The sequence below is a fragment of the Rhodococcus sp. NPDC056743 genome (genome assembly GCF_042790355.1).
Taxonomy (GTDB): domain Bacteria; phylum Actinomycetota; class Actinomycetes; order Mycobacteriales; family Mycobacteriaceae; genus Rhodococcus_F.
This window is the reverse complement of record NZ_JBHTZI010000005.1, coordinates 23,506-44,646: the sequence shown is the minus strand read 5'-3', so window position 1 is coordinate 44,646 and position 21,141 is coordinate 23,506. Positions and strand designations below refer to the sequence as shown.

General features: G+C 61.7%; 20 protein-coding genes. 12 read left to right on the top strand and 8 right to left on the bottom strand.

Annotation, left to right across the window (positions count from 1 at the left end):
* Positions 1–48: 48 nt before the first annotated feature.
* The 5 genes from ACFRFQ_RS12455 to ACFRFQ_RS12435 are packed head-to-tail and all read left to right on the top strand — an operon-like array spanning position 49 to position 4,844.
* Entirely contained in the window at positions 49–786 is a 738-nt protein-coding gene (locus ACFRFQ_RS12455) for an SDR family NAD(P)-dependent oxidoreductase (RefSeq protein WP_378657570.1), read from the top strand.
* Positions 783–1,700 (top strand): ABC transporter permease, encoded by a 918-nt coding sequence (locus ACFRFQ_RS12450; RefSeq protein WP_378657567.1) that lies wholly within the window; start codon positions 783–785, stop codon positions 1,698–1,700. Before ACFRFQ_RS12455 ends, ACFRFQ_RS12450 begins: the two co-directional genes overlap by 4 nt.
* Positions 1,697–2,767 (top strand): ABC transporter substrate-binding protein, encoded by a 1,071-nt coding sequence (locus ACFRFQ_RS12445; RefSeq protein WP_378657565.1) that lies wholly within the window; start codon positions 1,697–1,699, stop codon positions 2,765–2,767. Before ACFRFQ_RS12450 ends, ACFRFQ_RS12445 begins: the two co-directional genes overlap by 4 nt.
* Positions 2,764–3,588 (top strand): ABC transporter ATP-binding protein, encoded by an 825-nt coding sequence (locus tag ACFRFQ_RS12440; protein WP_378657562.1) that lies wholly within the window; start codon positions 2,764–2,766, stop codon positions 3,586–3,588. The genes ACFRFQ_RS12445 and ACFRFQ_RS12440 overlap by 4 nt, the downstream gene beginning before the upstream one ends.
* Before the next feature lie 41 nt (positions 3,589–3,629).
* Entirely contained in the window at positions 3,630–4,844 is a 1,215-nt protein-coding gene (locus ACFRFQ_RS12435; protein ID WP_378657560.1) for a lipase family protein, read from the top strand.
* A 97-nt stretch (positions 4,845–4,941) separates the two neighbouring features.
* Here the strand turns inward: ACFRFQ_RS12435 and ACFRFQ_RS12430 are convergent, their stop codons facing one another.
* Together ACFRFQ_RS12430 and ACFRFQ_RS12425 are read right to left on the bottom strand one after the other, a co-directional pair.
* Positions 4,942–6,591 (bottom strand): class I adenylate-forming enzyme family protein, encoded by a 1,650-nt coding sequence (locus ACFRFQ_RS12430; protein WP_378657558.1) that lies wholly within the window; start codon positions 6,589–6,591, stop codon positions 4,942–4,944.
* Complete coding sequence (locus tag ACFRFQ_RS12425) at positions 6,588–7,541, bottom strand: cyclase family protein (protein ID WP_378657556.1); 954 nt, start codon at positions 7,539–7,541, stop codon at positions 6,588–6,590. The genes ACFRFQ_RS12430 and ACFRFQ_RS12425 overlap by 4 nt, the downstream gene beginning before the upstream one ends.
* Before the next feature lie 163 nt (positions 7,542–7,704).
* Here ACFRFQ_RS12425 and ACFRFQ_RS12420 point away from each other — a divergent pair, with 163 nt between their 5' ends.
* The 3 genes from ACFRFQ_RS12420 to ACFRFQ_RS12410 all read left to right on the top strand — a co-directional run bounded on the left by ACFRFQ_RS12420 (position 7,705) and on the right by ACFRFQ_RS12410 (position 11,474).
* Positions 7,705–8,583, top strand: coding sequence for a TetR family transcriptional regulator (locus ACFRFQ_RS12420; protein ID WP_378657554.1), 879 nt, complete (start codon positions 7,705–7,707; stop codon positions 8,581–8,583).
* Positions 8,584–8,732: 149 nt separating this feature from the next.
* Complete coding sequence (locus ACFRFQ_RS12415; RefSeq protein WP_378657550.1) at positions 8,733–10,127, top strand: DUF1214 domain-containing protein; 1,395 nt, start codon at positions 8,733–8,735, stop codon at positions 10,125–10,127.
* A gap of 9 nt (positions 10,128–10,136) precedes the next feature.
* Complete coding sequence (locus ACFRFQ_RS12410; RefSeq protein WP_378657547.1) at positions 10,137–11,474, top strand: DUF1254 domain-containing protein; 1,338 nt, start codon at positions 10,137–10,139, stop codon at positions 11,472–11,474.
* Between the two features lie 46 nt (positions 11,475–11,520).
* On the opposite strand, the gene ACFRFQ_RS12405 is transcribed toward ACFRFQ_RS12410, so the two are convergent.
* Positions 11,521–11,898, bottom strand: a complete 378-nt coding sequence (locus ACFRFQ_RS12405; protein WP_378657544.1) for a DUF5313 family protein — start codon at positions 11,896–11,898, stop codon at positions 11,521–11,523.
* 31 nt (positions 11,899–11,929) lie between these two features.
* Positions 11,930–12,901 carry a GlxA family transcriptional regulator gene (locus ACFRFQ_RS12400; RefSeq protein ID WP_378657542.1) on the bottom strand — a complete coding sequence of 324 codons (972 nt, stop codon included), beginning with the start codon at positions 12,899–12,901 and terminating at the stop codon, positions 11,930–11,932.
* Positions 12,902–12,971: 70 nt separating this feature from the next.
* Here ACFRFQ_RS12400 and ACFRFQ_RS12395 point away from each other — a divergent pair, with 70 nt between their 5' ends.
* The 4 genes from ACFRFQ_RS12395 to ACFRFQ_RS12380 all read left to right on the top strand — a co-directional run bounded on the left by ACFRFQ_RS12395 (position 12,972) and on the right by ACFRFQ_RS12380 (position 16,976).
* The gene (locus tag ACFRFQ_RS12395) at positions 12,972–14,297 is read left to right on the top strand and encodes an MFS transporter (RefSeq protein ID WP_378657539.1); all 1,326 of its coding nucleotides are present in this window, start codon (positions 12,972–12,974) and stop codon (positions 14,295–14,297) included.
* Between the two features lie 32 nt (positions 14,298–14,329).
* On the top strand, positions 14,330–15,883 hold the full coding sequence (locus ACFRFQ_RS12390) for a succinic semialdehyde dehydrogenase (protein ID WP_378657536.1): 1,554 nt from the start codon (positions 14,330–14,332) through the stop codon (positions 15,881–15,883).
* A gap of 9 nt (positions 15,884–15,892) precedes the next feature.
* Complete coding sequence (locus ACFRFQ_RS12385) at positions 15,893–16,354, top strand: SRPBCC family protein (RefSeq protein ID WP_378657534.1); 462 nt, start codon at positions 15,893–15,895, stop codon at positions 16,352–16,354.
* A 163-nt stretch (positions 16,355–16,517) separates the two neighbouring features.
* Positions 16,518–16,976, top strand: a complete 459-nt coding sequence (locus ACFRFQ_RS12380) for a hypothetical protein (protein ID WP_378657531.1) — start codon at positions 16,518–16,520, stop codon at positions 16,974–16,976.
* A gap of 9 nt (positions 16,977–16,985) precedes the next feature.
* Here ACFRFQ_RS12380 and ACFRFQ_RS12375 read toward each other — a convergent pair whose 3' ends face one another.
* From ACFRFQ_RS12375 to ACFRFQ_RS12360, 4 genes are all read right to left on the bottom strand, one after another.
* The gene (locus ACFRFQ_RS12375) at positions 16,986–17,801 is read right to left on the bottom strand and encodes a siderophore-interacting protein (RefSeq protein WP_378657528.1); all 816 of its coding nucleotides are present in this window, start codon (positions 17,799–17,801) and stop codon (positions 16,986–16,988) included.
* A gap of 80 nt (positions 17,802–17,881) precedes the next feature.
* Positions 17,882–19,231, bottom strand: coding sequence for a DUF222 domain-containing protein (locus tag ACFRFQ_RS12370; protein ID WP_378657525.1), 1,350 nt, complete (start codon positions 19,229–19,231; stop codon positions 17,882–17,884).
* A 69-nt stretch (positions 19,232–19,300) separates the two neighbouring features.
* Positions 19,301–19,918, bottom strand: coding sequence for a LuxR C-terminal-related transcriptional regulator (locus ACFRFQ_RS12365; RefSeq protein WP_378657522.1), 618 nt, complete (start codon positions 19,916–19,918; stop codon positions 19,301–19,303).
* Entirely contained in the window at positions 19,915–21,117 is a 1,203-nt protein-coding gene (locus ACFRFQ_RS12360) for a sensor histidine kinase (RefSeq protein ID WP_378657519.1), read from the bottom strand. Before ACFRFQ_RS12360 ends, ACFRFQ_RS12365 begins: the two co-directional genes overlap by 4 nt.
* Between the last annotated feature and the right edge of the window lie 24 nt (positions 21,118–21,141).

Genomic DNA, 21,141 nt, shown 5'->3' with positions numbered 1-21,141 from the left:
TCAGGGCCGAAACATCATTCATCGAGGAGTTCACAAACTATGTCCGTCATGAATACTCCAGTTGCCGTGGTTACCGGGGCCAGCAGTGGCATCGGTGCCGCTACGGTGCGCCACCTCGTCAAAGCGGGTTTCGACGTGGTGATGGGTGCACGCAGAATGGATCGCCTCGAGGAGTTGGCCCGTGAAACAGGCGCTCGTGCTCTGCCTCTCGATGTGACGGACGTCGAATCGGTCGACGCCTTCTGTGCGGCGATCGAGCGCTGTGACGTTCTGGTCAACAATGCCGGCGGCGCTTTGGGTGCCGACAGTATCGCAGAAGCCGACGAGGCCGACTGGACTGCGATGTTCGACGTCAACGTGCTCGGTGTTCTGCGCGTCACACAGCGACTTCTCCCGCGCCTTCGCGAGAGCGGAAACGCTACTGTCGTCACCATCGGTTCGATTGCCGGACGCGAGCCCTATCTCGGCGGTGGTGGATACAACGCCGCGAAACACGCTGTGACAGCGCTCACTCGGGTTCTGCGCCTCGAACTGCTCGGCGAACCCATCCGCGTCTGCCAGATCGATCCCGGCATGGTGGAGACAGAGTTCAGCATGGTGCGCTTCGGTGGCGACAAGGATCGCGCCGACGCGGTGTACGCCGGTGCCGATCCGCTGACCGCGGACGACATTGCGGAATGTGTCGCCTGGGTCGTCACTCGCCCGAGTCGAGTCAACGTCGACTCGATGCTTGTACTGGCTCGCGACCAAACCTCAGCTCAGCGAGTGCACAGGAGGACCGCATGACCACCACAGTTTCACCTAGCTCGGCTTCATCCAGCTCGACTGAAGCTACGCCGATACCCCCGTCTCCGCCCGCGGTGGCTGCGAAGAAGCGCACACCGGTCTTCACGCCGGAGCGGGTGCGCTCCATCGGAGTCCGGGTTGCGGCTCTGGTTGCGTTCCTCGTCGTGTGGTGGGGTATCACCGCAGCCGGTGTGATCGACGAATTATTCCTTCCTTCACCAGGTTCGGTGTGGGATGCGTTCATTCGGGCCAACACCTGGCATCAGGTGGCGCCCGGCGTCGACCGCGAGGTCCTCGGCGAGCAGAACTACTTTCTCTGGGAACATCTGATCGCGAGCGGTCAGCGCATAGCGGCCGGCGTCGGCGCAGCCGTTATCGTGGGTCCGCTGATCGGTTTTGCGATGGGAATGTCGGTTCCGATCAGAACCTTCGTGGAACCGTACCTGAACTTCCTGCGTGCGTTGCCGCCGCTCGGATACATCGGCCTGCTGATCGTCTGGTTCGGAATTGGTGACACGTCCAAGATCTGGCTGCTGTTCCTCGCCGCCTTCCCGCCGATCGCGATCGCCACACTCAACGGCGTCACGTCGGTGAAGATCGATCAGATCAACGCTGCAAAAGCTCTGGGGGCGAGCCGAACCCAAGTACTGACCAACGTGGTCTTTCCGTCGACGCTGCCGGAAGTGATCAACGGTATTCGAATCGCAGTCGGATTTGCGTGGACCACCGTGGTGGCCGCGGAACTCAACAACGGCATCCCGGGGATCGGCGGGCTGGCGTATCTGGCCGGCACGCAGCTCAACACACCACTCACAATTGCATGCATCATCGTCATCGGTTGCGCCGCACTTGTTCTCGACTCCGCGATCAAGGCAATCGGAACACTCGTAGCGCCATGGAAGGGTAAGGCATGACCGGTCAATCGAGGCGTATGGCAATCGCAGTGGTTTCCGCTGCAGCTTTGGGAACAACATTGACCGCGTGTGTGGAAACGGGTCGCGGTGAGATGAGCCGTTCGATGGACAGCTCGGTGAGTTGCCCTGTGACAGTGGATGAATCGGTGACGACGTCGGCCCGTATCGGGTATCAGGACATTCCCAACGGTGATCTGATCGTCAAGGATCAGGGGCTGCTCGAGGCGTGTATGCCCAATGCGGACATCACGTGGAGCAAGTTCAGTTCCGGTCAGGATGTAGTGCAGGCCTTCGGTTCCGGAAGTCTGGATCTGGGGACTTTGGGCTCGAGTCCGGCGACAATGGCGTTGTCGGCACCGCTGAACATCCCGATGCAGGTCGTCTGGATTCAGGACGTCATCGGCGAAGCCGAGTCGCTGGTTGTCAAAGACCCGTCGATCACCACCTTGGAAGGGCTGCGGGGCAAGAGAATCGCGACACCGTTCGGCAGTACGTCGCACTACAGCCTGCTCGCAGCCCTCGGCGCGGCGAACATGGCCGCCGATGTCACCCTCATGAGTCTGAAACCGGACGCGATGCTCGGAGCGTGGCAGGGCGGGCAGATCGACGCGGCATGGGTGTGGGATCCGACCCTGTCGAAGTTGACGGCCGACGGTCACGTCATCATGAGTAGCGCCGATGTCGCGACACAGGGAGCTCCCACCTTCGATCTCTCGGGCGCTACCACTGAATTCGTCTCCGTCAATCCGGAATTCATGCTCATGTGGACAAAATTGCAGGACTACGCCGCCGGCCGGATCAATGCCGATCCCACTGGTGCCGCAGTATCGATGTCCGCTCAACTCGGTATTGCCCCCGACGTCATCAAGCCGCAGTTGGCGGGCTACACCTACCTGTCGGCGGCCGAGCAGGCCGGACCGGCTTTCCTCGGCGGCGAGTTCATCCAGAGTCTTTTCGGCACTGCTGAATTCCTTCTTCAGCAGGGAAACATCGACGCAGTAAGCCCCAGCAGCACGTATGCCGAGGGAATCTACACGGACGCAGTGACGAAGGTGGGCCAGTCATGACAACCGCAGCTACAGACCTCAGCACTCGCGTTGTACTCACCGAAGTTCGGAAGGAGTATGTCACCGCCGGTGAATCGGTACTTGCACTTGCCTCCACCAGTTTGACCTTTGAACCGGAAGAATTTGTCTGCGTCGTCGGACCGTCCGGTTGTGGCAAGACGACGCTCCTGCAGATGCTTGCCGGTTTCCAGGCGCCGACCGAGGGAACCATCATGGTCGGGAACACTCACATCAAGGGGCCGGACCCGGATCGCGGTGTCGTGTTTCAGCAGGCAAATCTGTACCCGTGGCTGTCGGTTCGAAAGAACGTCGAGTTCGGGCTGAAGATGCGGGGAGTTCCCCGCGCCGAGCGGGCCGCTGAAGCTGATCGGATGCTGGAAATGGTCGGTTTGGAGTTGTATGGTGACCGTAAGCCCTACGAGCTGTCCGGCGGCCAACAGCAGCGCTGCCAGATTGCCCGTGTTCTCATCACAGATCCGCGAATTATCTTGATGGACGAACCTTTTGGTGCACTCGATGCCATGACACGCGAAAAGTTGCAGCTCGAACTGCTCGACCTGTGGCGTGAGCGTCGTAAGACGGTCTTCTTCGTCACTCACAGTGTGGAGGAGGCGATCTTCCTCGGAACCCGAGTGATTGTGATGGGAGCCCGACCGGGTCGGGTCATCTACGACCGGAAGGTGTGGTTCAAGGGTGACAATCGCGAACCTGTCGACACCGCCATCCGTTCGACCCCCGAGTTCGTGGCCATGCGTGACGAAGTCGCAGCCAAGATCTACGAGGCACAAGGTTTGATCGGCGCAACGGTTGCGTTGCACTGACTTTCGCTCGCCCTGACTTTCAATCACATGGAGGAGTTTTCGTGAAGCTCGACCGCAAGAAGCGTCTGATCCGAGTATCCAGTGGAGCGCTGGCCCTGTGTGCGGCCGCGTCGGTAGCGGCCTGTTCTGCGCCGGCGTCGGCCGAAGGGTCGCTGTCCTTCGGTGACCCGCAGGCGCCGCAACTGTCGCCGGGAACGTTGATCACCGCGCACAACCTCACCGAATCTGCAGCGTTGCCCAGTGCCGCGAAGAACGAACGCATCACCTACATGTCCCAAAGTGCGTCGGGCGAACCGATTCTGGTTTCCGGGGTGGTCGCCATCCCCAAGACACCCGCCCCGGCCGGTGGCTGGCCGGTGATCAGCTGGGCGCACGGAACAACCGGTGTTGCCGACGCCTGTGCACCGTCGGCGGATACTCCCGCTGGTCCGGTGCACGACTATCTGTCGGTGGTCGACCAGACTCTCGACCAGTGGGTCAGTAGTGGATACGTGGTAGTCCAAACCGATTACGAGGGCCTCGGTACTCCCGGTGGGCATCCGTACATGAACGGGACCAGCGCGGCCAACACCGTGACCGATATCGTTCGAGCTGCTCGACAGGTGGACGATCAGGTAGGCAAGGACTGGTTTGCGATGGGGCACAGCCAAGGTGGGCAGGCAGCCGCTTTCACATCGGAGATCGGCAAGGACCGGGCTCCGGAGCTGAATCTGAAGGGTGCGGTATCGATAGCCCCCGGAAACGGCACTGCGCAAATTCCGGCTATGGTCGCGTCGGGCAACGAGGCAATGGCCGGGGGAGTGCCGTTTGTTCCGGTCATCCTTCTGGGCGTCCAGGCGGTTGATCCGTCGGTGGTTCCCGAAGACTTGCTGTCGGATCAGGCTCAGCCCCTTCTCGAGGCTGCTCGGACGGGGTGCCTTGCGGCAGTGCGTGCCGTCCCCGCTGTTCCGGTCGCTCAGATCTTCCGTGAGGGTGCAGATCTGACGGCGTTGACGGCAAATCTGAACGAGCAGGAACTGTCGACGGTGACGCCAAAGGTGCCTACGCTGTTCGCGCAGGGAACCACGGATGTTCTGGTCTCGGTGGCAAGTACATCCGGTGCTGTCAAGGATTACTGCGCCAAGGGCTCGGACGTCGAGTTCAAGACCTACGAGGGCGCAGATCACCGCGGGGCGATCGCGGCGTCCTACAACGACGCGATGGACTTCACGAGCCGAATGCTCGCCGGTGGAGAGGTGAACCCCGGGGCGTGCTGATCGGTATCCGTGCTGACCGGTATTAACGAACAGGGTGTTCGGTGTTCGGTATCGACCGAACACCGAACACCCAGACTTGAATCTCGAGTCCTCGTGATCAGGTGGCTGTACGCAGTTCCCGACGCAGAATCTTCCCGGTGACGGTCTTGGGTAGTTCCTCCACCAGCACTACGGAACGCGGATACTTGTACGCCGCCATTCGCTTCTTGCAGTGGTCGATGAGGTCGTCCGGGGTGACGGAAGCGCCGGCAACGAGGCTGACAAACGCCTTCACCGTCTCGCCTCGGTACTCGTCGGCGATCCCCACGACAGCCGCCTCACGCACTGCTGGGTGTTCGGCAAGAACGTCCTCGACCTCGCGGGGCCACACCTTGTAGCCGGACGCGATGATCATGTCCTTCTTGCGATCGACGACGTAGAACCAACCGGCTTCGTCCATGAAGCCCACGTCGCCGGTGTGGAACCACCCGTCGCGGATCGCCGACGCGGTCTCCTCCGGTTTGTTCCAGTATCCGCGCACCACCTGTGGACCACGGACGACCAGTTCACCGATCTCGCCGATCGGCAGCACCGTACCGTCCTCGTCTTCGATCCGGACGACGGTATTCGGAACCGGGACACCGACCGACAGCGCGCCCGAGGTGGGATCGACGGGAGTGTCGGCACCGACCGGGACCGCGTGTGTCGGCGATGTGGTCTCCGTCAATCCGTAGATGTTGTGGAGTGCAACGCCGGTCATGGCGCGCACTGCCTCTGCGGCGGTCGGAGAGATCGGTGCACCACCCGAGTAGAGCAACCTCATCGATGTGAAGTCCTCCGGCGCGCATCCCGGAGTGTTGAGCAACGCGGTGAATGCCGTGATCGCGCCGACCGTGAAGGTTGGTCGGTGCTCACGAATCGCGTCGAGCATGACCTCGGGCTGGAACCGGTAGGTCAGCACGAGGGGCATTCTTGCCAACATCGATACCGCGATGTGACCGATCAACCCGGTGATGTGGAACAGCGGCGCAACACCGAGCACGGTGTCCTTCGGCGTCAGGCTCAACCAGTCTCGGTAGACCTGGGCGTTGAACGTCATGTTCGCGTGAGTTGTCATCGCCCCCTTCGGTGGTCCCGTGGTTCCTGACGTATAGGTCAGCACCGCAATGTCTTCCGGCGCAATGTCGGCGCTGATCGGCTCGCCGTCGGAGTAGTTCTCGATCAGCGTCACAAGATCGTCGGTGCCGAGGTTCTTCTTCTCGATTCCTCCCAAAGCCCGTGAATCGTTGCGGCTTTGGAACTCGAGCTCCGACGTGGTGATGACGCGCTTGACGGGAGAGTTCGCGACGACGTTACGGCCGACCGAGTCGTAGAGCCCCTCGAGGGCGATCAGTACCGCTGCTCCCGAGTCCTCGAGTTGGTACCCCAGTTCCCGTTCGCGGCTCATGGGATTGACGGATACGGCAACGCCGCCGGCCTTCCAGATGCCGGCGAGGGCGAGAACGAACTGCGGAACATTCTGCAGGAAGAGTGCAACCCGGTCGCCCTTGGTCAGCCCGCCGGCTCGGAGCGCTCGCGCCAGAGCGTCGCTCTGCCGGTCGATCTCGCTGAAAGTGAGGCTGTGATCGAAATATTTCACAGCCGTGGCATCGGGATCGGAGCGCACAGTAGCCGCCAACATGGTGAGCATCGTGGCGTGCTCGACCTCGATATCCGTCGGAACATCGTTGCGGTACAACGACAACCAGGGGCGATCTTCGTATGTCATTTGATGGCAACCGGATTCACAGGCGAACCACTGGCCTTGGCGACCTTGAGTGGTGCGGCGACGTACAGGAACGTGTACTGACCGTCGGAGGCGCAGTCGGCGGCCAACTTCTCCAGATCGCAGATTTCGGTGAACACCACACCGAGGTTGCGCATCAGAGCGTTGTGAAGAACCAGCGCCACACCGTTTTCGGGATCAGTGGTCACCTCGTTGGCGATGGTGTCCGTAACCAGGTTCGGGATCTCCATATCCTGGAACCACTGAACGAGTTCAGGGCTGTAAATCAGACCAGGTTCGCAGAAGCCCTCGTAGAAAGCGTCACCCTGGTCGAAGAAGAGCTTGAGGAAGTTGGTGCGGATGACGAGGATGTCGCGCTTTTCGATCGTGACGCCCTGCGACTCTGCACACGCCAAAAGATCATGGTGCGTGAAGGTTTCGGCCTTGTCGAGGTTGTCCTTGCCGCGAAACTTGGCCATGTCGAGCAGCACTGCTCGGCCGACGACGCCGCGGTCGGCGATAGGTTCGACGCTGGCCTTCTCCAGGCCGCCGACGGTGGTATCGGCGGAGTATCCGTTCCACAGTGCGCCGTCGAACCAGACGTGGCCGAGTGCGTCGTACTGCGTCGAACCCTGAAGGAACGCGTCGATCTTGTCGTCCGCGTAATGCAGACCGCCAGGGAAGTTGGGGGCGTCGTCGCCGTCCCAGCTGCTCTCGTCGAGAATCTGGGTGCGCTCGGCGGGGCTGCGGCCTGGCCAGACGGGGTCACCCTTGGGGTCACCGATCAAGCGCTGCAGTGTGAACACCGATCCCTGCTTGATGGTCCCGACGCCGCGAAGTACCTGAGCGGCGTCGAGATAATTCAGTGAACCGACCTCGTCGGACTCTCCCCACTTGCCCCAGTTGCTGGGTGCGTCGCGCAGAAGTTCTCCAAGATAGGGCGCTTCGGTCATGATGATGTGATCCTCTCGCCGCCGACACCGAACGATCGCTCGGGCGGACCTCTCAATTTGTGATCCACATCATGTTCTTGCCGATAAACGGTAGTCAACCGCTTTGGCAATTTCCGTGGTCATCGCATTGTTGGAATTCCAATGTTCGGTGATACTGAACACTGTGACGGAATTGGAGAACGCTGTGCAGATCGGAGCGTCGATCCGGAACGCTCGCCGGGGCAGGGGTCTCTCGTTGCGGGAACTGGCCAGGCAACTCGAGGTCAGTCCCGCCACTCTCAGTGCCGTCGAAACTGGAAAAACCAGGGTCAGCGTTGACAGGTTGGCGGCGATCGGAGGCATTCTCGGCGTGCGCTTCGACGCTCTGTTGCCCGCTGCGGTGGTCCGCCCGGCCGAGCAACCGCGGTGGGGTGGCGGCGAGTCCGGTCTCGATGTGAGCTTCCGCGTCGAGGAGTGGCGAAAATTCGGCCCGAGTTCTTTCGACCCGGTGTTGGCCGCCGCGCTCGCGGAGATGGTGAAAACCGGTTATCACGGTGCCGCTATGCGTGAGATCGCGAAACGCGCGCAGATGAGCGTCCCGGGTCTTTATCACCATTACGCCAGCAAGCAGCAGATGCTCGTCGAGATTCTCGATCGCACCATGGATGAATTGAATACCCGGTCGTTAGCGGCTATCAACGAGGGAACGAACCCGTCGGAGAGAGTCGCGTTGCTCGTCGAATGCATGACGCTGTTCCATATTTATCGCCGGGAACAGGGTTTCATCGGAGCCAGTGAAATGCGTAGCCTCACAGTGGAGAACGAGCTTCGTATCGCGGAATCACGCAACTACCAGCAATGGCTGATGACAAAGCAAGTGGCCGACGGAATCGCCGCCGGTGCGTTCGGGACCGATCGGCCACGGCAGGCCGCCCGCGCCATCGTCGTGATGTGTGTCTCTGTCGCGCAATGGTATCGGGTGAGTGGACCGCAAACCCCCGAGGAAATTGCGCGTGACTACGCACGTTTCGCGCTGGATCTGGTGCGCGCGGCTCATCCGTGACGGGGATCGTCCGTGACGAGGCTCATCCGGTTCGGGTGATGCGATAGCGGGCGAGGAGGCCCATGCTCGGATCGCCGCCCCTTCCCGGATGACAAGTCGCATTCACAGCAGCACAGAGGCCGGCCGGTGACACCACCAAGGAGGCATCAATGCAGGACGCGACAGCAAGAACACCGGACGGATTTCCCGCCCCGGAAACCGTCCAGGCGGCATACGACGCATCCGACCTCACGCGGGCTGTCACGTGCTACAAACACTTTTTCCCTGCGGTGTCCGGGCTGATGATCCTTCGAGGAAGCGCAGCAGTGGGAATCGTTCCGAACCAAGTCTTCGGAACGATGGATACCCGTCCCGGGCAGGTCGGCCTGACACTGAACTCCGACACGCCTTATGCGCCGGTAGTACTCGACCTCGACCTCGGCGCGATGATCGTCGACATCCCGGCCGGGCCGATACTCGGTGCGATCCTGAACGCCGATCAATCGTGGATCGCCGATGTCGGCATCCCAGGTGCCGATCGCGGGGAGGGTGGCCGCTACCTCGTCGTACCTCCCAGCGGCGACCACATCGAGGTAGACGGCGCGATCACCATTCGCGCATCGACACGGCACGTACTCGCCGGCCTGCGCGCTGTACCTCTCGGTGGCGATCTCGACAAAGCGGTCGATCTGCTACGGCAGACGCGGGTCACGCCGCTGGACGCAGAAGTGCCGTGGGTGGAGCCGACATGGATCGACATGACCGGCCTTCCCCAGGACACCAGCCCGAACTCGGTGCAGGGAACACCGAAGTTCTGGGATCTCGTCCACGATTACCTCACGGTCGAAGGCGCGACCCCGGCGGATGAGGTGTACGCCGCCGAGCTGTCCGAGCTGGGCATCCGCGCCGGGACTCCGATGCCCACCGATACTCGCGTCGTCTCGCTGCTCGCACGCGCTGCCGTGGAAGCCGACGCGCAGATGCGCGTGCAGTCCCTCGCCGACCGTCGCGACGACCGCATCGCCTGGGCCGACCGAAATTGGGAATGGGTGAGCCTGCGGCCGGAAAACGCGATGTTTGAGCACGACGGAATGCTCGACGTCACGGCACGGGAAACCTGGTTCTATCAAGCCATCGCCACCTCACCCGCGATGTTCCGCCGCAAGGCGGGTGGCGGATCGCTCTACTGGTTCTGTGCCCGCGACGGGGCGGGCCGATATCTCGACGGCGGGTCGCGTTACTCACTCACGCTGCCACTTCCGGTGCCCGGCAAACTGTTCTGGAGCATCACCGTCTACGACGCGCGAACACGCAGCCAGATCGATACCGAGCAAGGTCACGCAGCACTGCGGTCCCTCTTCGAACTCAGTGAGCACCTAGGCGGTGAAACGGTCACTGTGCACTTCGGCCCTTCTTTGCCGACCAGTGGGGACGAACCGTGGATCCAGACGATCCCAGGTGCGGGCTGGTTCGTGTACTTCCGCATCTACGGCCCTACCGATGGTGCATTCGACAACAGTTGGAAGCCAGGAGATTTCGAGCCCGCGATCACAACCGACCGATAGGGAGCTCTCATGACCGCTACTCCTCTGGACATACTCGGCCGCGGTATACACAGACGTGCGGTGGAGGCGGCAGTCTGGGGCATGGCCGCCGTGAACTTCGAGCTCATGCGGGAAGTGCTGGCGTCGAGCAAGTCGAATGAGTTCGTGTATTGGTCACGCCTTCTCGACTGGCACAACCAAACACTCACTCCGAACCCCGATCTCATCTACTACATGGCGTTCTTCGATACTCACGACGGCCCCGTCGTAGTCGAGATCCCCGCCGAAAGCGAGGGACAGGCTCTCAACGGCACCCTCTGCAACGTCTGGCAGGTTCCTCTCGAAGACGTCGGTCATTTCGGTGCCGACCAGGGCCGCGGAGGAAAATACCTCATCCTGCCGCCCGGATGGGACGGTCAGGTTCCGGACGGGTACATCGCCTTGCCGTCCGAAACATACGGCAGCTACGCACTATTGCGCTCCGTGCTCAGCGAAGGGACGCAAGAGGCGCTGGATCGGGGGCTGGAACTGTGTCGGCGCATCCGGGTCTACCCGCTGACACAAGCGGACAACCCACCCGAGACCCGCGCCCGCGACCTCAGCGGCGAGATCGTCGACACCACGATCCCCTACGACATTCGCTATTTTCACCTGTTGCACCGCGTCATTCAGGACGAACCGTGGCTGCCGCGTGATCGAGCGTTCGCCGAGATGCTCGCCGGAATCGGCATCGAGAAGGGCAAAGACTTCGACCCGAACCCCGAACGAGTCAAAATTCTCGAAGACGCGATCCGTGAAGCACACGACTGGGTTCGCGTCATCTACGAAGAGAGCTTCGAGCCATTCTTCACAGGCAGCCAGTGGTTCTTCCCGGCAACTCGAGATTTCATCGAAGGCCAGCGCGACGGATTCGACGCACACAGCCAGGTATACCCGTACACGAGCCGCGGAGTGGTCTATCACATGGCCTTCATCGGCCTCAAACATCTCGGAGTCGGTCAGTTCTACCTCGTAGACCTTCGCGACAAGGACGGCTCACTCTTCAACTCTGCCAACACATATCGCATGTCGGTGCCTGCTGACGTGCCGGTCTCGCAGTACTGGTCGGTCACCATGTACGACGCCGACACGCATGGATTCATCCGCGGCAACGCCAAGTACTCCGTTTCGTCACAGACACCAGGACTGGTGACCAACGACGACGGCACCGTCGATGTGTACTTCGGACCGCACGCCCTGCCCGGTCACGAATCGAACTTCATCGAGACCGGCGACTCCACAGGCTTCGAACTGATGTTCCGGTTCTACGGTGTCGGCCCCGAAGTGCTGGCAAAGCAATGGTCACTTCGCGACGCCGAACGCCTGTGACGAGGTTCCGCTGACGAGGTTCCGCTGACGAGGTTCCGCTGACGAGTCAGCGACCGTGACGCTTCTCGTAGTCCTCACGAGTGCGATCGGCGCGGCGCTGGGCTTTCTCGTTCATCAGTTCGGGATCGAGTCCGTGACTCAGTAGACGATGACGGCGGTAGATGTTTCCCAGCGCCACGACAAAATAGGCCAGCGGGATAAGGAGTAGTGCCATCATGGCGAGGGGAATCCAGATCGGCCCCGGAATCAGAAGAAACAGCAGGAGGATGAGCGTCGCCGGCACGGTGAAACGAACTATGTAGCGAACCTGCGCGCCGGGACCGACAAGATCGTTCCGAACCCAATCCTGGTACCTGTCGGGGAGCGTCTTGCCCAGAAGGTATCCGCAGTACTGGATAAAATTCGGGCGGGTCGATTCAGCCATACCTCCAGGATAGTTGCCGGTAGTGCCTGATTTACCCCGGTGCCTGGAAAGTGCGACGGTAGGTGCTCGGTGAGACGCCCAGTGTGTCGCTGAGGTGTTGACGCATCGAGGTGGCGGTTCCGAATCCGGAGCGGGCCGCGATCGCGTCGATCGAGAGATCGGTTTCTTCGAGCAGTTCGCGGGCGCGATCGATCCGCCGGGCAGCGAGCCAACGGCCCGGGGTTGTCCCGACCTCGTCGCGGAATCTGCGACTGAAGGTGCGCACGCTCATGTTGGCGCCGTTCGCCAGGTCCGTAAGGGTGATCGCTTCCCCGAGATGCTCGAGTGCCCAATGTCGGGCGACGGCAGTAGATTCGGAAGGTTTGTCGGCAAGTGGGCGCCGAATGTACTGGGCCTGCCCACCGTCGCGCCATGGCGGTACGACGCATCGCCGGGCGACGGTATTGGCCACTTCCATTCCGTGATCGCGCCGCACGATGTGTAGGCACAGATCCACGCCCGAGGCCACGCCGGCGGAGGTCAGGATGTGGCCCTCGTCGACGAACAGGACGTCGGGGTCCACTTTCACCTTGGGATAGATGCGCTGGAAGTGATCCGTGTTGCGCCAGTGCGTGGTGGCTCTCAAGCCGTCGAGCAGGCCGGCTGCGGCCAGGATGTACGAGCCCGTGCAGATCGACACGAGTCGCGTACCCGGGCGAATGTGTTCGAAAGCCGCCGCCAACTCCGGGGCGAGATGGCCGTCCTCGTAGGCGGGACCAAGTTCGTACGACGCCGGAATGACGACGGTGTCCGCCGTCGCGAGCAGTTCACTGCCGTGGTCGACGGTGATGCTGAAATCGGCGTCCGTTCGCACAGGCCGACCATCGACAGTGCAGGTGAGGATCTCGTACAGCGGCTGGTCCTGCGCGTCGATCGCACGTCCGAAGATGCGCGCCGGGATGCCGAGTTCGAAGGGAATGACACCGTCGAGGGCGAGGACAACAACTCGATGCGGTCCGCTCATGGCCTGATTCTTTCACATATTGGCAATCTGGCCACTGTCGCAGGCAGGCGAGGTACAGCAGAATCCTCTTGTGACTTCTGAGATCGCTCTCCCCGAACCGGGTCGACAGTGGGTGCGCCCACCGCGCTTTCACCATGCCTGGTCGGTGGCGATCGTGGCCTTCCTGGCGTTGGTCGGTGCTGCTAGTTTCCGCGCGGCGCCGTCCATTCTGATCGACCCGTTGCATGAGGATTTTGGCTGGTCACGTGCCAGTATCTCGGCTGCGGTGTCGGTGAACCTGGTCCTGTACGGACTCACCTCGCCGTTCGCGGCGGCTCTGATGGAGCGCTTCGGTATCCGTGCTGTTGTCACCTCGGCGCTGGCGTTGATCTCGCTCGGCAGTGGTTTGACGATCTTCATGACATCGAGTTGGCAGTTGATCCTGCTGTGGGGCGTCTTTGTCGGCTTGGGCACCGGATCGATGGCGCTGGCCTTCGTCGCCACCGTCGTCGACCGTTGGTTTGTCGAGAAGCGTGGGCTCGTCACCGGCATCCTGACGGCCGGCGGCGCAGCCGGGCAGTTGGTGTTCCTGCCCGTCCTGGCAAAGATCGCCGAAACCTACGACTGGAAGAGCGTCGCCTTCACGGTCTCCTTCGCCGCTTTGGCTGTCGTGCCGTTTGTGCTGCTGTTCCTGCGCAACTACCCCTCGGACGTCGGGACGACGCCATACGGAGCGCCCGCCGATTACGTCGCGCCCGCTGCGCCGGTTCATCAGCGCGGCGGCGCTGGGGGCCGCGCAATTTCCGTGCTGGTCATGGCTTCGAAGACCAAGGTGTTCTGGCTCCTTGCCGGCACATTTGCGATCTGCGGCGCGAGTACCAACGGCCTTGTCGGCACGCACTTCGTTCCGGCGTCGCACGATCACGGAATGCCGATCACCACGGCCGCCTCACTGTTGGCGCTGATCGGAATTCTCGACATGGTCGGAACCATTGCGTCGGGGTGGTTCACCGACCGGGTGGATTCGCGCAAACTGCTCGGCATCTACTACCTGTTTCGCGGAATCTCGCTGCTCTTCCTGCCGCTGCTCCTCGCGAACACGGTCAACCCGCCGATGATCGCGTTTGTCATCTTCTACGGGCTCGACTGGGTGGCGACGGTTCCGCCCACCGTCGCGCTGTGCCGTCAGCACTTCGGCGCCGACGCTCCCATCGTGTTCGGCTGGGTGCTGGCGTCGCACCAGATCGGTGCGGGACTGGTGGCTTTCCTCGCGGGCCTGGTCCGCGATCAGATCGGCTCGTACGACGCGGCTTTCTACGTGGCAGGCGCCCTGTGCGCGATTGCTGCCGTGATGTCTCTGATGATTGCAAAAAGGCGCACTGTGATCGGTACCACCGAAGAGGTAAGTTATACGTAACTCCAAGAACTACTCACCAGTAGGGGTACCGAATGCCAGCTCCGTCCGCTGCGACCTTCTCGCGGCTCGCCGAACTGATCGCCATCGACAACGCTGCCGATCGCCCGACGAAGTCCATCACCGAGGTGTTCACCGGCAAGGAGCTGGCGACCATCCCCGTGGGCACCGCCGACGACGCTCGTGCCGCCATCGCTCGCGCCCGCGTCGCACAGAAGGAGTGGGCAAAGCGTCCCGTCCTCGAACGTGCTGCAATTTTCCATCGTTACCGCGACCTCATCCTCGAGAACCGCGACGCACTCATGGACATGGCTCAGGCCGAAACCGGTAAGTCGCGCGCGGCTGCGCAGGAAGAAGTTCTCGACATCTCGATGACGGCACGCCACTACGCGCGCGTCGCCCCGAAGCTGCTGCGTCCGCGCCGGGTATCCGGCATGCTCCCCGGCCTGACCAAGACAGTTGTGCGGTACCAGCCCAAGGGCGTTGTCGGCGTCATATCGCCATGGAACTACCCGATGACGCTGGCGGTGTCCGACGCTATTGCCGCGCTCCTCGCCGGCAACGGTGTTGTTCTCAAGCCGGACAGCCAGACGCCGTACTGCGCTCTTGCCTGCGTCGAATTGCTGTACAAGGCAGGCCTTCCCCGCGATCTGTTTGCCGTAGTTCCCGGGCCGGGCGGCGTTGTCGGAACAACGTTGGTCGAGAACACCGACTACCTCATGTTCACCGGCTCCACCGCAACCGGGCAGTTGCTCGGCGAGCAGGCCGGTCGTCGTCTGATCGGGTTCTCCGCAGAACTCGGTGGTAAGAACCCGATGATCGTTCTTGCCGGGGCAGATCTGCGTGAGGTCACCGACGCCGCCGTGCGTGCGTGCTTCTCCAACTCCGGCCAGTTGTGTATTTCCATCGAGCGCATCTACGTCGAAGAGTCGATCGCACCCGAGTTCACCCGGATGTTCGGTGACCGCGTCAAGAAGATGAACATCGGCGCCGGGTACGAATTCGGAATCGAGATGGGCAGCCTTGTCTCCGAAGCCCAGGTCAAGGCCATTTCCTCACATGTCGACGACGCTGTGGTGAAGGGCGCCACCGTCATTGCCGGTGGCAAGGCGCGGCCGGATATCGGACCGTTGTTCTACGAGCCCACCCTCCTCACCGGTGTGCCCGAGGACGCAGAGTGCTACCGCGACGAGACCTTCGGCCCCCTCGTTTCGATCTACCCCGTCAAGGACGCCGAAGAGGCAATCGCCGCTGCAAACGACACCGAGTACGGTCTCAACGCCAGTGTGTGGGCGGGAAGCAAGGCCGCTGGTGAAGCGATTGCCGCACGAGTGCGTGCCGGAACTGTCAACGTCGACGAGGGCTACGCCCCCACTTGGGGCAGCACCGCAGCGCCGATGGGCGGCATGGGAGTCTCGGGCGTCGGACGCCGTCACGGCGCCGAAGGCCTGATCAAATACACCGAACCGCAGACTGTTGCGACCACCAGAGTCATGAATCTTGGTGGGCCGCGCGGAGTTCCGGCCAAGTTGTGGGCCAAGATCATGCCCCATGCCATCAAGATCATGTCCTGGGTACCGGGTCGGTAGGGGGTGCGGATGGACCGCTCGAGCGCATTCATCGAAGCCGCGCCTGACGCTGTTTGGGCTCTGGTCAGCGACCTCGAGGGAATCGGTCGTTTCAGTCCCGAAAATACCGGTGGTGCATGGACTTCCGGTAAACCAGGCACGGTAGGTGCAACATTCAAGGGCACCAACAAACATGGTCTGGTGCGGTGGAGCACTCACTGCACCGTCACTGAAGTTGTTGGTGGGCAGAAGTTTTCCTTCGAAGTGGATGAGTCGAAGGCGCGATGGAGCTTTCTCGTGGAGCCGTCGGGAACGGGAACTCTGCTCACCGAGACTCGTGAAATCTTTGCGACGGCACCCCTGTATGTGCGGATCCTGTCCGGTAGCGGAGTTCTCGGCCGCGACCGCGATCGGATCATCCAGGCCGGGATCGACACCACCCTGGCGCGAATCAAGATGCATCTCGAACAGTCGGCGCATCTCGGAAAGTAAGACACGATAGACAGCGGGGCACGGTAGAGCGCGGGGCAGCACTCGACACGAGTGCTGCCCCGCTTTGACGTCTCCGGGAATTTTTCTTCAAACCCTTGCGTTCGATCTATTGACGATATATCGTCGATACGTCAAACAAACACAGACAGTCCAGGAGGACAACATGTACGCCCCATACAACAACCCAGAAATGCAAGAACGTCGCGAAGGCGGCGGACGTGGACAGCGCCGCGGATTCGGTGAAGGCCGCTTCGAAGGTCAATTTGAAGGCCGACGCGGCCGTGGCGGCCCTGATCGTCGAGGTCGTGGTGGCCCCGAAGGGCGAGGTGGCCGCGGAGAATTTGGTGGTCGCGGTGGCCGCAGTGGATTTGGAGGCCGCGGAGGTCGCCCGGAGTTCACCGAGGCAAGTGCAGCTCTTCGCACCGAGACGGGCCTTCTCCGAGGCGCCGTAGTTGCGGTAGCCACGGGCGGAACGCCCGAGCAGGTCGCTCAGGCTGAGGCGATTCTCGCCGAAGCGCGGCGCGCGCTGTTCGAACTGCTGGCCCAGAAGCCGGCTGAAGCGCCCGCTGAAGAGGTAACCGGTGAGTCCACCGAAAATCCTGCCGAGACTTCGGCAGAGTGATCACCGCGCTCAGGCGCCGACGATAACGTCCTCGCTGTTCATGCCGGACACGTGACCGTCGGCGCCTTCTCTCCAGTACCCGACAACATTGTGCTTGTCGCGGGCGATTCCACGAACTTCCCTCAGATGCTTACGAATTCGACGGCTTGTTGCGCTCTCGCACGCCACCCAGGCGTAGGTATTCTCTGAATCGGAGTCAGGGAACTCCACCTTCTCGACAGCATCGAAAAGTGCGCTCGGCGCCTTTCCGAGACCACTCCCCGTGAGCCACGTGTACGTGACTTCGCCGCGAGTGGTTAGTTCCTGTCGATCTTCTTCCGTTTCGACCTCGATGATCGCGTGTGCGACGTCGCCTTCGCGGAGTTCTTCGACAATCCTGCCCAAACCGGGGAGACCCGTTGCGTCTGCGACAAGCAGTTGCCAGCGAGGGCCCGCCGGGGCTTGGTAATGGGAGCGAGAACTATCTGACCAGAAGACACCGAGTAGGTGTCCGGGCCTCGCCCGCAAAGCCCAATCCGCAGCAATACCGCCAGGGTGCACGACGAAGTCGATGTCGAGACGTCGACCGCCGTCGTGCACTTTGCGCACGGTGTAGTGCCGCCACGGCGGTTCGGTTCCGAGGTCGGCCTTGCCGTAGTCGGGATTGTTGAAGAACTCGTAGTTGGCTTCTGTCTCACCGGGTTTCGGGAAGGCGAGGTCGATTCGCTCGTCTCCCTGCCCGCCGGTCGGCCAATGCCAGTCACCTTCTGCTTCGATGCTGATCCGTCGCATGTGTGGGGTCAAGGACAGTACGGATACGACGCGGGCAGGCTCGCAGAAAGACATGCGTCGACCATACGGTTTCGGCCTGTCGATGGGGGGACAGATGCTGTCGCAAGGAGGACACAGTCCGGCGCCTATCGAATTCAGTCTCGGTGGACGGGGCCGTGGCGGGTGGTGGAGCGTCGGCGTCGTTGTTTCGGGTCGATCGCGGCCGGTGGGATGAACCAGGGTTTGTGATCATCGCCCATCGTGATTTCCCAGATTCCGCGGAACCCGCTGGTGCTGTGCATCAACGTGTGGTGGCTGCGGCAGAGCAACACGAGGTTGTCCATCACCGTCAAACCGCCCGTTGACCACGGTTTTATATGGTGCGCGTCGCACCAGGCCGGTACCGCATCACAGTTCGGGAAGGCGCAACCTTTGTCCCGGGCGATCAACGCGATGCGTTGCTCTTTGGAGACCAACCGCTCGAGTGGAGTCACATCCAACGGTGCGCCGTTACCGTCCATCAAGACGGTCGAGAGCATGCAATCGCACGCCAGCATCCGAGTTTTGCTGACGCTCAGTGGTCCCATCCACGGCATGTAGCCGACATCGAGATCCGCGAACACAGACTCGTCATCCAGATCAGGCGCGTCATCACCCTCGGCTCGCATGGTGGCGCATTCCCGATGCTCCGCAAGATCTTTCGCGGTGATATGCACATTCACATGCGGACGCTGACCACCATCCACACCGGTGACAGCGTTGTCCAGATAGCGGCGAATCAACTCCGTGAACGCGTCGGCGGTGCGCTTCGCTGCCGACCGCGCATCCGGGGTCCCGTCCGCAGCAGGTTTGGGCATCGACAACCCCGACAGTGCCGATAACAGCATCTCACCGGTCAACGCGTCGAAATCACCCTTGATCGCCACCCGGCCATTCAACGTCGGCGCGATCCGCAAAACATTCAGATCGTTATCCTCGCCGGGCGGAGGCTCGTCGGACTCGAAAATCCGCTCCAAAACAGCAATCGCATACCGCACCTTGACAGTGGTCGCTTCCACCCCGGATGCGGCGGCCAACAGCGTTTTCAGGCTTGGCATTAACGCGCTGTCCGGCATCCCTTTTGGTGGCGATTCACAGAACGCGGCGATCAACCCTGCATGGTCGAGCGAGAGGTCACCGGCCTCGAACTGCGCAGCAATATCCGGGAAGCCGCGGAGTGCGGCACCGAGGGCGGCGATCTTGTTGCCGGCCGAGTTCTGCAGCATCGTATTGGCCGCCAACCACCGACCGACACCGCGGTAACACAGCACCTGCTCGTCTGGATTCAGTGCCAGCTCGTCGATCGCAGCAACTCGAATCGCTTCCAACCGAAGAATTTCCGCCGATGCACTGACCGCCACGTCACGAACCTCGGACGGACGCAACTGCCACAACATGGCGCGCACACCCACAGCCGAACCGGCTACAACATCCCCCACCGCAATTGAATCGCTAACTATGGTCATCAAGGCCTCCCCACCCGTGACCCAATTATACTCGAACATCCATTCGATTCAAGGTGCATATCGGACAGGTTAGATCGAGCCCAACTCTCGTGCCCGGGCGACGGCAGAGGTTCGTGACTTCACACCCAGCTTGCCGAAAATATGGACCAGGTGAGATTTCACCGTGGTCTCGCTGAGGAACAATTCCTTGCCGATTTCACGGTTCGATTTTCCGGCCGCTACCAGCTTCAGCACCTCGATTTCTCTTGGGCTGAGGCTGGTTTCGGGTTTTCTGACACGGGTCATCAACTTGGATGCGATTGCGGGAGAGAGAACGCTGTCACCTGCAGCAGCCGAGCGGACGGCCGCAAGGAGTTCTGGCGGTGGAGTGTCCTTGAGCAGGTATCCGCTGGCTCCGGCTTCGACGGCGCTGAGGATATCCGCATCGGTGTCGTAATTGGTCACCACGAGAACGTGTGGTGGTTGCGGCAGTGCGCAGACAGCTCGGGTGGCGTCGACGCCTGACTTTCCGGGACCGAACCGTAAATCCATGAGTACCAAGTCGACTGGTGTGGTGGCACAGAACGCAATGGCTTCTTCGGCGGTTCCCGCTTCGCCGATCACTTCGATGTCGGGTTCGCTCTCGAGAAGAGCGCGCAGGCCGGCTCGCACGATGGCGTGATCGTCGGCCAGGAGTAAACGGATCATTCGTCGCCGATCTCGAGGGGGAAGGTCACGGTGACTGCAGTGTGCCCCGGTTCCGACTCGATGTCGAAGGTGCCCCCTTGCAATTGGACGCGTCGCCGAATCGCGTTGAGTCCAAAAGATTCGGCGGGTCCGTGATTCAGGACCGAGATGTCGAACCCGACACCGTTGTCGACGATATCGAGGCTGACGGTGTCCGCGGAATACGTGAGTGTCACGGCCATTCGAGTGGCGTGGGCGTGGCGCAGGACGTTGGCCACTGCTCCTTGCGCGATCCGGACGAGAGTTGCCTCGAGTGGCATCGGAAGTGCGATCGGTTCGCCTTCGACCACGGAGCGGGCTTCGAGGTGAGCGCTGGACGCGCGCTCGCAGATTCGGCCGAGGGCATCGGAGAGTGACTGCCCTTCGAGTGCCGCTGGTGTCAATTCCGCTATCAGTTGCCGGGTTTCGGCAAGGCTGTCTGCCGCGGTTTCTCGCGCAAGGCTGATCTGCCGCACGGCGGGACTGTTCGGATCGGCGCGTTCTGCTGCATGCAACAGCATCTGGATACTCGAAAGGCCTTGTGCAACAGTGTCGTGAATTTCGGCGGCCAGTCGCTCGCGTTCTGCAAGCTTGCCGGCATCTCGTGACGTCGACGCCAATTCCTCGCGGGTGTTCATCAACTCGTCGATCAGACGGCCGCGCTCGGCGGCTTCCCGGTACAGTGCTTGATAGCCGAAACCGATGGCAACCGCGACAGCGGCGCCGATCATCGGACCGATTGCCCCCGCGATGGACCACCCTCGGTGCAGACCCGTTCCGATTACCGCGACCGACGTCGCGCTCACTACCGCAACCAGGCTCCAGGGGCGTCGCAGCAGGTGAACGTAGAGGAAGAACAAGCCGAAAACGAGGTAAGCGGCCTCGGCGGACAATGCCATCAACACTATCCACACCAGTGTCAGCAAGCCGAGCCACCAGCGCGCGGCCTTTCCGCGTAGGCGCTTGAGCACCCCGAACAGGTAGATCGCGGTGAAGATCAGCGTCAGGACGATGATGTACGGCGTCGCCGCGGTTTCGTCGACGATCGCCCTCAGGAAAACGACGCCGGCCAGCGCAACAACCAGTATGTGCAGGCCGAGTTGGAGGCCGGCAAAAACGGGTGTGAGCGGTGATCGGTGCATCTCGCCCAGCATAACCAGGTTCGGCGCCTGGCCATCCATCAAAAGTTGTAATCGGGGATCGTA

Coding starts and splice junctions, on each gene's coding strand:
- ACFRFQ_RS12455 (WP_378657570.1), top strand. CDS start 49: ATGAATACTCCAGTTGCCGTGGTTACCGGGGCCAGCAGTGGCATCGGT.
- ACFRFQ_RS12450 (WP_378657567.1), top strand. CDS start 783: ATGACCACCACAGTTTCACCTAGCTCGGCTTCATCCAGCTCGACTGAA.
- ACFRFQ_RS12445 (WP_378657565.1), top strand. CDS start 1,697: ATGACCGGTCAATCGAGGCGTATGGCAATCGCAGTGGTTTCCGCTGCA.
- ACFRFQ_RS12440 (WP_378657562.1), top strand. CDS start 2,764: ATGACAACCGCAGCTACAGACCTCAGCACTCGCGTTGTACTCACCGAA.
- ACFRFQ_RS12430 (WP_378657558.1), bottom strand. CDS start 6,591: ATGACATACGAAGATCGCCCCTGGTTGTCGTTGTACCGCAACGATGTT.
- ACFRFQ_RS12425 (WP_378657556.1), bottom strand. CDS start 7,541: ATGACCGAAGCGCCCTATCTTGGAGAACTTCTGCGCGACGCACCCAGC.
- ACFRFQ_RS12415 (WP_378657550.1), top strand. CDS start 8,733: ATGCAGGACGCGACAGCAAGAACACCGGACGGATTTCCCGCCCCGGAA.
- ACFRFQ_RS12410 (WP_378657547.1), top strand. CDS start 10,137: ATGACCGCTACTCCTCTGGACATACTCGGCCGCGGTATACACAGACGT.
- ACFRFQ_RS12405 (WP_378657544.1), bottom strand. CDS start 11,898: ATGGCTGAATCGACCCGCCCGAATTTTATCCAGTACTGCGGATACCTT.
- ACFRFQ_RS12400 (WP_378657542.1), bottom strand. CDS start 12,901: ATGAGCGGACCGCATCGAGTTGTTGTCCTCGCCCTCGACGGTGTCATT.
- ACFRFQ_RS12390 (WP_378657536.1), top strand. CDS start 14,330: ATGCCAGCTCCGTCCGCTGCGACCTTCTCGCGGCTCGCCGAACTGATC.
- ACFRFQ_RS12385 (WP_378657534.1), top strand. CDS start 15,893: ATGGACCGCTCGAGCGCATTCATCGAAGCCGCGCCTGACGCTGTTTGG.
- ACFRFQ_RS12380 (WP_378657531.1), top strand. CDS start 16,518: ATGTACGCCCCATACAACAACCCAGAAATGCAAGAACGTCGCGAAGGC.
- ACFRFQ_RS12375 (WP_378657528.1), bottom strand. CDS start 17,801: ATGTCTTTCTGCGAGCCTGCCCGCGTCGTATCCGTACTGTCCTTGACC.
- ACFRFQ_RS12370 (WP_378657525.1), bottom strand. CDS start 19,231: ATGACCATAGTTAGCGATTCAATTGCGGTGGGGGATGTTGTAGCCGGT.
- ACFRFQ_RS12365 (WP_378657522.1), bottom strand. CDS start 19,918: ATGATCCGTTTACTCCTGGCCGACGATCACGCCATCGTGCGAGCCGGC.
- ACFRFQ_RS12360 (WP_378657519.1), bottom strand. CDS start 21,117: ATGGATGGCCAGGCGCCGAACCTGGTTATGCTGGGCGAGATGCACCGA.